This window comes from Longimicrobium sp. (assembly GCF_036388275.1).
Classification (GTDB): Bacteria; Gemmatimonadota; Gemmatimonadetes; order Longimicrobiales; family Longimicrobiaceae; genus Longimicrobium.
Genome location: NZ_DASVSF010000096.1, coordinates 50,495 through 62,820, shown reverse-complemented (window position 1 = coordinate 62,820; position 12,326 = coordinate 50,495). Strand labels below are relative to the sequence as shown.

The window sequence follows — 12,326 nt, the reverse complement described above, 5'->3', positions numbered from 1 at the left end:
GGGCGCTCCGGCGCCCGCCCCGCTCCACCGTTTCCGCGCGCGGCGGCCCCTCCCCGCCGCGCGCGCCACCCAGCCAGCATCCCTGACCATGCGATACGACGACAACGGCGACGGGCCGCCCCCGCGCTTCGGCCCGGCCGGCGCGCACCGGGGCCTGCCCATGGACCCGCCCGGCTACGGCGCCGGGTTCGACGACGGCTACGACGACGGCGGGCCGCCGTCCTGGCCCACGGACGACGGCTACGTGCTGGCCGTCCCCGCGCCGCTGTGGGGCGGCTGGCGCGGCCCGCACCAGCCCTGGCGCTTCCGGCGCCGCCGCCCCCGGCTGGGCGTGCTGGCCGGCCTGGCCCGCCGCTCCACCCGCATCGGCACGCTGCGCAGCCGCCGCTCGGGCGCCGCGTTCCCCGTGTTCGCCGCCAGCGCGGGCGGGCGGCGATGGGGGCTCGTCACCCGCCCCCGCCGCGAGCTGGAAGCCGAGGTGCACGAGATCGTGGCGGTGCGCCCCGCCGAGGAGCTGGAGTTCGGGGTCCGGCCCTCGCCCGAGCCCATTCCCGCCCTCCCCGCTCCCCCCGCGCGGCCGGGAACGACGGCGGACGGCTGGCAGCTGCGGCTTCCCCACCAGGGGCTGCACAGCATCCTTTCGCGCCTGCGGCCGGGCGACTTGGCGAAGCTGGCCGGCGGCAGCCTTCCCGCGGACCCGGCGCCGACGGTGGTCCGCTCCGTGGCGCGTCTCACCGCGCAGTCCAAGCGGCGCGGAAGCCTGCGCTCGCGCCGCACCGGCCAGCGGATGGAGCTGTTCGAGGCGCCGGGCTACTCGCTCCTCGTGCGCCCCGCGGGCGAGATGCAGGGCGAGATCCTGGCCGTGCGCCCCCAAGGCGAGCTCGAGCTCATTTCGCCCAACGACGCGGCGGCCACGCGGTCGGGGCAGCGGGTGCGCGGCGCCAGGGCCGAGGTCAAGTGGGCACCGGCCCAGCTGCTGGTGAGATACAGGCACCCCGGCGGCAAAAGCGCCAAGCCGGAGACCTTCGCCGGCGTCTACATCATCGCGAAGGACAACCTTCCCGTGTACGTCGGTCAGACGGCGGATTTCGTGAAGGAGTGGGCGCCGCGGTTCCACATCCTGGGCGTCTTCGGTTCCCCCGAGGAGACGTACACGGTGCATGTCGGAAAGGTGAGCGCGCTCCCGGAGCAGCAGGTCAAGGCCCTGAACAGCCCGACCCTGACGGCGTTCGACAAGAATCCCGACCCGCGCCTGCTGCGGCAGGACGTCGAGCAGGTGCTGCTCCGCTACCTGGCCAACAGCGATCTACCCGCACGGAGGAACCAGCAGTCCACTAACGCCATCATGTCGGCACCCGCCGGAATCGAGCTACGCCACACGGGAGCCGTGCCGACATTCCTGCAGCGGCCGCTCAAGGAGGCGAGAAGCACCGCCACGCACGCCAGGTCCGGGTCGGGGGAGTGGATCACCAACGTTCAGCGCAACACGCAGTTCGAGGTGCCTTGGGGATGATCGCCCCCGCCGCCCACCCCGCGCTGGCCTACGCCCGGGCGCACCGCGCCAGGGTGGTGAGCGAGCTGAAGCGCTTCGTGGCGTTTCCCAGCGTGGCGGGCAACCCCGCCCACGCCGGGGACGTGCGCCGCTGCGCGGGGTGGCTGGCGGAGCACCTGCGTTCCATCGGGCTGGAGGCGCGGGTGCGCGAAACGTCGGGCGCGCCGCTCGTCGTCGCGCGCTGGAGCGGGGCGCCGGGGCGGCCGACCGTGCTGGTCTACGGCCACTACGACGTGCAGCCCGCGGACGATCCGGACGAGTGGACATCGCCGCCGTTCCAGCCCGCCGTCCGCGGCGACGAGCTGTTCGGGCGGGGGGCGTGCGACGACAAGGGGCAGCTGTGGGCCCACGTTAACGCCATCGAGGCGCTGCTGCGGACGACGGGGCGGCTCCCCGTGAACGTCGTCTGCGTCTTCGAGGGCGAGGAAGAGGCGGGGAGCGCGGGGCTGCTGGACGCCCTGCGCCGCGCCCCCGGGGAGTTCGCGGCCGACGTGGCGCTCGTCTCCGACACGCCGATGCGCGCCCCCGGCCGGCCGGGGATCACCTACGGCCTGCGCGGCGCGCTGAGCCTGGAGCTGGAGGTGCGCGGGCCGTCGCACGACCTGCATTCGGGCGTGTACGGCGGCGCGGTGCACAACCCGCTGCAGGCCCTGTGCGAAATCGTGGCGCGCCTGCACGGGCCCGACGGGCGCATCGCCGTCCCCGGCCTGTATGACGGCGTGCAACCACCGTCGCGCGGCGAGCGAGCCTATCTGGCGCGGACGGGCCCGTCCGACCGCGAGCTGCTGGCCAACGCGGGCGATCCCCCCGGCGGATGGGGCGAACGCGGGTGGACGGCGTACGAGCGGTGCACGGTGCGCCCGTCGCTTTCGGTGAACGGCATCACGGGAGGGCACGGCGGCGAGGCCGGAATGGCGGTGATCCCCGCGCACGCCGTCGCCAAGCTCAGCCTGCGCCTGGTCCCGGGGCAGGACCCCTCGCGCGTGGACCGGCTCTTTCGCGAACACGTCGCCCGCATCGCCCCGCGAACCGTCCGCGTAGAGGTACGGACACGGTTCGGCGCACAGCCAGCGCGGATGGACACGCGCCATCCGGCCATGCGCGCCGCGGCGCGGGCGCTGCGCCAGGCCTTCGGCGCGCCCGCCGTCTTCCTGCGCTCGGGCGGTACCATTCCCGTCGTCAACGCACTGGGCCAGGCGCTGGGCGCCCCCGTGGTGCTGATGGGCTTGGCCCGGCCACGGGACGGCATGCACGCGCCGGACGAGCGGATGCACCTTCCTACACTCTTTCGCGGCATCGAGGCCTCCATCCGCTTCCTGTGCGCGATGGGCCGTGACGCGTCACCTCCCGCCGAGAAGGGAAGAGCCGACCGATGATCATCGACTGCCACTGCCACGCGGGCTCCGGCGACGGGCTCACGGGCCCGTGGGACACCTCGGCGTCGCTCGGCGACTACGTGCGCTGGGCCGACGAGGCGAACATCCGCAGGACGGTGCTGTTCGCCGCCTTCCACTCCGACTACGCGCAGGCCAACGCCGAGGTGGCGCGCGTCGTGGCATCGAGCCCGGACCGCTTCTGGGGGTTCGCCTTCGTGCACGCCGAGCGCGACCGCGGCCGCATCGCCGAGCTGGTGGGGACGGCGGTGAGGAAGTACGGGTTCCGCGGCATCAAGCTTCACCGCCACGACGCCCGCATCACCCGCGAGGTGTGCCAGGCGGCGCGCGCCTTTCGCATTCCCGTGCTGTACGACGTGATGGGCGAGGTGCCCGCGGTGGAGCTGCTGGCCACGGAGTACCCGGACGTCATGTTCATCATCCCCCACCTGGGCAGCTTCGCCGACGACTGGCGGGCGCAAATGGGGCTGATCGACCTGCTGGAGCGGCACGCGAACGTGTTCACCGACACCTCGGGGGTGCGGCGCTTCGACATCCTGCAGAAGGCGGTGCGCAGGGCGGGCGCGGGCAAGTTCCTGTTCGGCTCCGACGGGCCCTGGCTTCACCCCGGCGTGGAGCTGGAAAAGGTGCGCGCCCTTCACCTCTCCCCCGCCGACGAGAGGAAGGTGACGTCCGGGAACCTGCTGCGGCTTCTCGCCCGGCGCAGGGCGTCGCCAGCGCGCCTCCCTGCCCCGCCCTCCGCCGCGGCGGGCTACCCGGCGCGCGACGCGCGCGACCCGTGGGAGGGCGAGGCACAGATCCCCTGATTCGCAAAGGTGACATCACGCAGAGCGTGAGGCCCTTCTTTTCCCGAATCAGCAGATCAATTCGGCGCCGGTGACGCGCGCCCCGCCGCCTTGCGCAGCTGCAGGGCGCGGTCCGTAACGCCCAAGCGCCGCGCGGCGCGCTGAAGGTTTCCTTCTTCCTCCACCACGGCGATGCGGATGGCCGCGTCCGTCGCGATCCGCCCGATGTCCTTGAGGCCCACGCCGCGCACCAGGGCCCGGCGGATGGAGGTGTCGAAGGCGGCGTCGCGCCAGTCGGCGGTGCACGCGTCGAGCGCGGGGCGCTCGTCCTCGGGAAGCTGGCCCACGGTGACGGGACCGTCGCCCACGCACCGGCAGGCCACCCGCGTGGCCAGCTGGCGCAGGTCGCGCACGTTGCCGGGGTAGTCGCGGTTCAGCAGGTACTCGCGCACGGGCTCGTCCAGCTCCACGGGCGCGGCGCCGGGGCGCGATTCGGCCAGAAAGTGCTCGAACAGCGGGATCACGTCTTCCGGCCGGTCGCGCAGCGGGGGAAGGCGGCAGGTGAAGCTGGCGATGCGGTAGTACAGGTCTGCCCGAAAGGCGCCGCGCGCCACCTCGTCCACCAGGTCGCGGTTGGTGGCGCACACCAGGCGGAAGTCGGTTTTCTGCCACGCGTTGCCGCCAGTGCGCTTGTACGTCTTTTCCTGCACCACGCGCAGCAGCTGCGCCTGCAGGGTGGGCGGCAGCTCGCCCACCTCGTCCAGGAACAGCGTTCCCCCGTCGGCCAGCGCGAACGCGCCCTCGCGCGGCCCCGCCGCCCCCGTGAAGGCGCCCCGCTCGTGGCCGAAGAACTCGCTTCCCGACAGCTGCGGGACCACCGTGGTGCAGTCCAGCAGCACCAGCTCGCGCTTGCGGGGGCGCGCGTCCAGCGAGTGGATCAGCCGGGCGACCAGCTCCTTGCCGGTGCCGCTTTCGCCAGTGACCAGCAGGGGCGAATCGGTGAACGCGGCCACCTCCACCACCTGCCGCAGCACCGTGCGCCACACCGGGCTGCGCCCCACCAGGTGGTTGCGCACCAGCGGCGAATCCACCAGCCGGTCCACGGCGGCCCAGCGCTCGAAGCGAGCGAGCGCCGCGCGCGCGGCGTCGGCGGCATCGTCACGGGCAAAGGCGTCTGAGGCGCCCGCGCGCAGCAGGGTCCATCCTTGCCCGTTGGCCACCGCGGCGCCGCTGGTGCCCACCGCCAGCACGCGCCCGTACCCGCCCTGGCTGGCCTCGCGCACGAAGTCGCACAATCCCTCGCTCACCTCGTCGAACAGCACCACGCCGGGTCCGCCCGCCTCGTCCTCGCTCCACGGCACCATGCTGAGCCCGCCCGCGGCCATCGCCCCCAGCAGCTCTCGGCAGCGGGGGGCGTGCGCGGCGGCTCCAAGCACGTGCTGCCAGACCTTGGGTAGGGGCACGGTGGCAGGGAGGGATGGTCGGGCTGGCGGCGGCGCGCCCGAGGGGGTGTGACAGGGTTCCGGCGAAGGGTGCACCCTAAGGCCTTTACGGCCCGCACGGCAGACGAAGTGCGTCACGGGGGCGGGCGGGAAAGGCAACCGGCGTACCATCCAGAGTTCTTGCGGAAACGTCGGCAAACGCTAGGGCTGGCGCGGGCGACGCGGGCGAAACGTCTTCCTCAGGAATGGCGATGAGACGAGAATGGGGCATGTGTGGGGCAGGAGAACCCCACTGGGGCATGTCGTCCTAGAGAACGGAAATCTGCATCAACTATGTTGTACGTACCAGCAAGGGCTCGACGTCATAATGATCCCAATCCGCGGCAGCAAAACAAAGTGCAGGGAAAGCGGCTTGGATCTGGCCACTAAAATCTAAGCCCCAGATCACGAACGTGCTTGGCGGGACGCCGGCGATCCTACGAAAAATGTTAACGAGTAACCGAGATTTGGGCCTGAATTTGTCCGGATCAATCGGGCGAGATTATCAATCGGAGTTCATCGCCCGTTTCGCGGCCTCCCGAACCTCTGCGCGAGGATGATTCGACAGCTTCTGCATGATCAACCAGACAGTCGTTGTGGCATCCCTAATCGTTGTGGTGTCTACTGCGCGGCCATGTACCGCATGATTGCGCAGCCGTCTAATCCGATTTACTTCGGCGAGTTCGTCTGTGTCGAAAACCTGAAGCGACTGAATAAGGGCGCTTGATGGGAGCGGAGGGCCGGGATCTTCTCGGGTTTCAGCTAGCAGGTGCAGGAAGGTCTCGAATGTGATCCATGCCCTAAGAAACTCCGCAAGAACCAGCATGTCTGTCTCAGGCTGAGCCCAGTTGCTGACGTACGAAGACGTCAGGGTTGTTGAAGTTCCTATGCCGCCGTCAAAACTACGGAGTTCAGCATAAACTTTGTACCGGCGAATGTCCGTTGCAAGCACTTGATCGATGATTTGTTCAGCAACAGCCCGCCGTTCAGTGTCCGGGTGAAGACCAGCGAGGTATTCGCGCAACGCATCAGGGGTACTAATGTCCAATCGCGTCAAAAGGCGGAACAGCAACTCGACGTCTCCGAGAACGGGCTCCGCGCCACCTGCCTCGCGCAGTGATCCTGTTGCTCGTAACAGGAAGGAGGCGAGATCGAAGTGATTGTTGAACCGAGAACCTTGTTGAGAAGACCTTCTCTCCGCCGCCCTCTGTAGCCGCTCAAGCGCGATCTCTCCAGCGAGGACCATTCCGTTCAATTCGTCCAAAATAGCTAGTTCATCCTCGGATAGATGCTCCTGTAAGGGCTTATAGACGAGGTCGTGTTCGACTTCAGCCCAAGCGTGCATCAACACGGAAGCCACTTGGACTTCAACCCGTGCATCCACGTAGCGAAGCAATGTCTCATCTAGGGATCCTTCGCGTAACTGGACCCGGTAGTGAGTAGCCCAGTAACCGGAAAACCGTTTGGTATACGAAGGTGTCTCCGTACCGGTGAGCGACTTCGGCTTTGTCCCCACAAACGACTTTGGAGAACCAGCAACATTGAATTGTTCATTGACTATCTTCTCAACTTCATGACGTTCAGCCGGGAAATACAAGGCTACCCGAACCCCCGCAAGATCAACAATGTCATCATAGATTGCCTGGACCGAGTCATACGAACGGTCCTTCCCTCGCTGGCGGACTTTGGTTTCTAGGCGACGTGCATTCTTCGCGCGGGACGTGACCATGGCGCGGATACCGGACGCTTGTAGGCGCGCATCCAATTGCTGCGCGACGAGGCGTGCGGACAGTTCGTAGAAATCATACTCACGCCTGTAACGCGAGAGAAAGTCATCGATAAGATCCATGGGCCGAGACTCAGTCGAAGGCTGCTACCTAGGGCACGACTGCAATGAGCGAGTGCAGCGGGACACGCATCGGTGGAACCGGCCAGTCGAAGCCGCTAGCCAACAACGCTACCTCTGGTGAGAAAAGCAGGCAAGAGGAGGGAAGCCAAATCCAACACGGGTGAGAATACTCGACCGGGGCGCAAACGCTGGCGAGTGGTGCGACCGATCCGCCGCGTGGTACGCTGGTGGGTAATCCGCCGCCGTCCGGGCTCTATCCGTCAGCGGAGTCACGCCGTTTGCCTTGTGGCCTTGTTCTTCCGCTGTTCGCCGGAGTGCCAGGAGGCGGACATGAGAACGGTGGGTGCGAGATGATCGAGCTGATTTGCGTGGACGTGGATGGAACGCTGGTGGGAAGCTCCGGCGACGTGGCGTCGGAGGTGTGGCCCGCGGTGGAACGCGCGCGGGAGGCCGGCGCGCGGCTGGTGATCTGCTCCGGGCGCCCCGCATTCGGGCTGACGCGCGACTTGGCGGAGCGGCTGGACCCGCAGGGATGGCACGTCTTTCAGAACGGCGCCAGCATCGTGCACCTGCCGACGGGCCGCTCGCGCTCCGGCCACATCCCCGATGACACCGTTCGAATGCTCGTCGCCCGGGCGCGGGAGACCGGGCGCATCCTGGAGCTGTACACCGACACCCAATACGCCGTCGATAGCACCGACGACCGCGCCCGGCGCCACGCCGGGCTGCTCGGCGTCCCCTTCACCCCGCGCCCGTTCGGCGAGCTGCGGGGCGCCATCGTTCGCGCGCAGTGGGTGGTGCCGCTGGCGGAGGAAGCCGCCGTTCTCGTGGAACCGCACGACGGGCTGGTGCTTACGCCCTCCACGTCGCCCGTGATGCCCGACACGGCGTTCATCAGCCTGACCGCGCCGGGGCTCGACAAGGCCGGCGCGGTGCGCGTGGTGGCGGACGAGTACGGGATTCCGCTGGAGCGCGTGATGATGGTGGGTGATGGCACCAACGACCTGGAAGCCATGCGCGTGGTCGGCTTTCCCGTCGCCATGGGCAACGCCGCGGCCGAGGTGCGCGCGGCGGCCCGCCACCACGTGGGCCACGTGGACCGGGGCGGCCTGGTGGAAGCGCTGCAGTACGCAGCCACGCTGTAGTCCCTCCCTCCTCAACGCTCTGCCCCCGCGAAGTGTCTTTCCGGGAAGCAATCAGCGGCGCGCCGCCGGCTTTGGGCAGGAGTTCCGCACCCGACAGAAGCTGACGGCGCATGATGTTTGCGGGCGAGAAGCAGCTTGGACTTACGCCCAACCCTAGACGAAAATTGGACATGCCCCAGGACGTGCTCGCTCGCAACAACGTGAAGGTGTTCGGCCGAGGCACGCAGCCGATGGTCTTCGCCCACGGCTTCGGGTGCGACCAGAACATGTGGCGCCTGGTGACGCCGGCCTTCGAGGACGACTACCGCATCGTCCTCTTCGACTACGTGGGCTCGGGACGCAGCGACCTGGCCGCGTACGACGCCAGCCGGTATTCCACGCTGGAGGGCTACGCGCAGGACGTCATCGACGTCATCCACGCGCTGGACCTGCGGGACGTGGTGCTGGTGGCGCACTCGGTCAGCAGCATGGTGGCGGTGCTGGCGGCCAACCGCGAGCCCGGGCGCTTCGAGCGGCTGGTGCTGATCGGGCCGTCGCCGCGCTACATCAACGACCCGCCGTACGTGGGCGGCTTCGAGCGCGCCGACATCGAGGGGCTGCTCGACATGATGGACCGCAACTTCATCGGCTGGGCCAACTTCCTGGCGCCCGCCATCATGAAGAACCCCGACCGGCCGGAGCTGGGCGAGGAGCTTACCTCCAGCTTCTGCAGCACCGACCCGGTGGTGGCGCGCCGCTTCGCCGAGGCCACCTTCCTGTCCGACAACCGCACGGACCTGGGCAAGGTGGGCGTGCCCTCGCTGATCCTGCAGTGCTCCGACGACATGGTGGCGCCGCTGGAGGTGGGCGACTACCTGCACCGCGAGCTGCCGGGGAGCACGCTGCGGGTGATGAGCGCCACCGGCCACTGCCCGCACATGAGCCACCCGGAAGAGACCATCGAGCTGATCCGCGACTACCTGCAGCCCGCCGCCGTCGCGTGACCACCGTGGGGGTCACGCAGACCACACTCGACGAGCTGCTGGACCAGGCGCCGTGCGGCTATGCGTCGTTCGCCGACGACGGCACCATCACGGCCGCCAACGCCACGCTGGCGGCCATGCTGGGCTACGGGCGCGGCGAGCTGCAGGGGCGCCGCATCGAGAGCCTGATGGGGGTGGGAACGCGCGTCTTCTACCAGACGCACTTCTTTCCCCTCGTTCGCCTGCACGGCCACGCCGAAGAGATCTTTCTGCTCCTTCGCGCCAGGGACGGGCAGGACGTGGGCGTTCTGGCCAACGCCGCCCGGCGCGAGCGCGGCGGGGCGTGGGCCAACGACTGCGTGTTCATGCAGGTGAACGAGCGGCGCAAGTTCGAGGACGAGCTGCTGCGTGCCCGCCGTGAAGCCGAGCAGGCCCGCGCCGTGGCCGAGGCGCACGCCACGCAGCTGGCCGAGGCCAACGACATGCTGGAGCAGCAGGGGATGGAACTGGAGCTCCAGCACACCCAGCTGCAGGAGCAGGCCGCCGAGCTCGAAGCGCAGGCCGAGGAGATGGCGGCCATCAACAACGAGCTCATCGAACGGTCCGAAGAGCTCGAGCGGCAGCGCACGGCGGCCGAAGAGGCCAACCGCGCCAAGAGCAGCTTCCTGGCGGTGATGAGCCATGAGCTGCGGACGCCGCTGAACGCCATCGCGGGCTACGTGCAGCTGCTGGAGATGGGCATCCACGGCCCGGTGACCGAGGCGCAGCTGGGCGCGCTCGACCGCATCGCGCGCGGGCAGCAGCACCTGCTGCGGCTGATCAACGACGTGCTGAACCTGGCGCGCATCGAGTCTGGCCGGGTGGAGTACGTGGTGGAGGACGTGGACGTCCCCGAGCTGATGGCCGCCGTCACGCCGATGGTGGAGCCGCAGATGGCGGCCAAGGAGCTGGCGTTCGACGTGGACGTGCACGCCCCGCCCGTGCGGGCCGACCGCGAAAAGGTGCAGCAGGTGGTGATCAACCTGCTGAGCAACGCGCTGAAGTTCACCCCGGCAGGCGGCCGCATCGCGGTCGAGGCGGGCGTGGCCCCCGGGCAGCCGTCCGTCGTGTTCCTGTCCGTCAGCGACACGGGAGTCGGCATTCCGCCGGAAAAGCAGGCGTCGGTGTTCGAGCCGTTCGTGCAGGTAGACATGAGCCGCACCCGCCGCTCCGAGGGCACGGGGCTGGGGCTGGCCATCAGCCGCGACCTGGCCCGCGGCATGGGCGGCGACCTGGGCGTCCGCAGCCGCGACGGTGGCGGATCCGTATTCACCCTCACCCTTCCCGCCGCCGACAGCCCATCGATCGCCTGACCTCCCCGCGTCATCGTCCAGAGAAAGCCCACTCCAGCGCCGCCGCCAAGGCGTAGTTCAGGTCGCCTCTCCCCTGTTACTGGGCGGTGCGCCCAAGGGCTGAAAACCATTTCACGCAGAGGGCGAGGAGAGAAAAGAGAGGACGCAGGGGAATTCGTCACTTCCTCTGCGTCCTCTCCGTTTCCTCTGCGGCTCTGCGTGATGCTGTTGAAGGCCACGGCTCGCCGCTGGACGCCTGCACGTAGGGGCGTTCCACCGTCCTGGCGGTCTAACGTTCTGCTTGGCCCGATGAAGATTCCCCATCCGGCGTCCACGGGTTAGAATAGACCCATGATCCTGGCAAAGCCGTGCGTCCGGATCATAATGAAGGAAATTCGGCCGACGCTACCCGTCTGCGCACCCGCAGAGACTGACGGATCCATGAGCCGCCAAACACCACCTCCAATCGCCCGGACTCTGGACGAAGCCACGCCGGCGCTGGACTTCGAGTTTCCCCTGGAAAGCGGGGACCGGCGGTGGACGGACCTGGCCCCCGCGCGAGGCGGCGACGATCCGGCAGCGCGGCTCCAGAACCTGTTGAGGCGGCAGCCCGCCGGCCGCTGGCAGCATGTCGTGTTCGCCAGCCACCGGGGCGCCGGAAAGAGCACCGAACTCAAGCGCCTTACCCATCAGCTCCGGGAACGCTACTTCGCCATCTACTTCGAGGCGAACGTAGAGATGGACGCGAACGACTTCGCCATGGAGGACTTGCTCCTCGTCATCGCCCGGGTGGTCGAGGAAGAGATGCGGAAGCGCGGAACGCCGCTGGACCCCCAGGTGCTTCAACGGGTGGAGCAGTGGTTCGGCGAGGTGGTATTCGCGGACGAGGAAGGAAAGCAGTATCTGGCCGGCGTCAACGCCAGCGCAACCGCGGAAGGCGGGGTGCCGTTCTTCGCGAAGCTGATGGCCTCGGTCACGTCGTCGCTGCGCGTGGAAAGCGCGCACCGGAAGTCGGTGAAGACGACGTTGAAGCAGTTTCCCGGCACATTGATGGCGCACGTCAACAACGTACTGGGCGCGGCGGGCGAGATCCTGCGGCGGCAGGGTTATGATCTGCTGATCCTGATCGACAATATGGACCGCTATGAGCCTCGCCTGATCGATTCGCTCCTCGTCCAGTCGGCTGACCGGTTCCGGGCGCTGCAGTGCAACCTGATCGTCACGCCTCCGATCAGCCTGGTCTTGCGGCCGGAATCGCAGAGCCTGGAATCGGTGTTCCGGTGCGAAACGATGCCCACGGTCAAGATGCGCGCGAAGCACCAGCCCTACTTCGAAGCTTCGGGCCCGGGACGCGACAAGCTGCTGGAAGCGCTCGACAAGCGGATCGAGGTCCAGACGCTGATTCCCGATCCGCTGGCCCAGACCCGGCTCGCGCTTGCATCGGGCGGCGCGATCCGCGAGTTCCTGGAGCTGGCGCAGGACGCCACGCTGGATGCCGCGGGCGAGACGATTACGCTGGCCGACGTCAATCGGACCCTCGAGCGGCGGCGGCAGCGGCTGCGGGACCGGATCGATGCGAACGGCTGGTGGGACGTGCTCATCGACATTGCACGAACGAAGCGGCTGTCCAGCGGCGACGCATATCTCGAGGTGCTCTTTCAGCGGCTGGCTTTCCAGTACAACGGTGAGATCTGGTATGACGTTCATCCACTCGTGAGTGAGCTACCGGACTTTCAGCGCCGAATCTCGGACCCGCAGAGCTGAAGGCGCTCCATGCCCAAACCTTCCCGACCCGTTCGCGAGCCTGCACGCGAATCCGGGCCCCGG

General features: G+C 68.5%; 8 protein-coding genes and 1 pseudogene. 7 read left to right on the top strand and 2 right to left on the bottom strand.

The genetic code is table 11. The annotated features are described in order from the left end of the window. The 3 genes and pseudogenes from VF632_RS19910 to VF632_RS19900 form a co-directional block, all read left to right on the top strand. Positions 1–1,513, top strand: a pseudogene (locus VF632_RS19910) (hypothetical protein); the annotation flags it as partial. Further along, the gene (locus tag VF632_RS19905) at positions 1,510–2,928 is read left to right on the top strand and encodes a dipeptidase (protein ID WP_331024662.1); all 1,419 of its coding nucleotides are present in this window, start codon (positions 1,510–1,512) and stop codon (positions 2,926–2,928) included. The pseudogene VF632_RS19910 and the gene VF632_RS19905, both read left to right, overlap by 4 nt. Continuing rightward, the gene (locus VF632_RS19900; RefSeq protein WP_331024661.1) at positions 2,925–3,752 is read left to right on the top strand and encodes an amidohydrolase family protein; all 828 of its coding nucleotides are present in this window, start codon (positions 2,925–2,927) and stop codon (positions 3,750–3,752) included. Before VF632_RS19905 ends, VF632_RS19900 begins: the two co-directional genes overlap by 4 nt. A gap of 56 nt (positions 3,753–3,808) precedes the next feature. Here the strand turns inward: VF632_RS19900 and VF632_RS19895 are convergent, their stop codons facing one another. Continuing rightward, a complete protein-coding gene (locus VF632_RS19895; protein ID WP_331024660.1) occupies positions 3,809–5,194 on the bottom strand; it encodes a sigma 54-interacting transcriptional regulator in 1,386 nt (461 codons plus the stop codon). A 523-nt stretch (positions 5,195–5,717) separates the two neighbouring features. Continuing rightward, positions 5,718–7,061 carry a RelA/SpoT domain-containing protein gene (locus tag VF632_RS19890; protein WP_331024659.1) on the bottom strand — a complete coding sequence of 448 codons (1,344 nt, stop codon included), beginning with the start codon at positions 7,059–7,061 and terminating at the stop codon, positions 5,718–5,720. 350 nt (positions 7,062–7,411) lie between these two features. Here VF632_RS19890 and VF632_RS19885 point away from each other — a divergent pair, with 350 nt between their 5' ends. The 4 genes from VF632_RS19885 to VF632_RS19870 all read left to right on the top strand — a co-directional run bounded on the left by VF632_RS19885 (position 7,412) and on the right by VF632_RS19870 (position 12,263). Beyond that, positions 7,412–8,206 (top strand): Cof-type HAD-IIB family hydrolase, encoded by a 795-nt coding sequence (locus VF632_RS19885; RefSeq protein ID WP_331024658.1) that lies wholly within the window; start codon positions 7,412–7,414, stop codon positions 8,204–8,206. A 170-nt stretch (positions 8,207–8,376) separates the two neighbouring features. Then, the gene (locus VF632_RS19880; protein ID WP_331024657.1) at positions 8,377–9,189 is read left to right on the top strand and encodes an alpha/beta hydrolase; all 813 of its coding nucleotides are present in this window, start codon (positions 8,377–8,379) and stop codon (positions 9,187–9,189) included. After that, the gene (locus VF632_RS19875) at positions 9,186–10,520 is read left to right on the top strand and encodes a PAS domain-containing sensor histidine kinase (RefSeq protein WP_331024656.1); all 1,335 of its coding nucleotides are present in this window, start codon (positions 9,186–9,188) and stop codon (positions 10,518–10,520) included. The genes VF632_RS19880 and VF632_RS19875 overlap by 4 nt, the downstream gene beginning before the upstream one ends. Before the next feature lie 330 nt (positions 10,521–10,850). Beyond that, positions 10,851–12,263 carry a hypothetical protein gene (locus tag VF632_RS19870; protein ID WP_331024655.1) on the top strand — a complete coding sequence of 471 codons (1,413 nt, stop codon included), beginning with the start codon at positions 10,851–10,853 and terminating at the stop codon, positions 12,261–12,263. Positions 12,264–12,326: the final 63 nt, after the last annotated feature.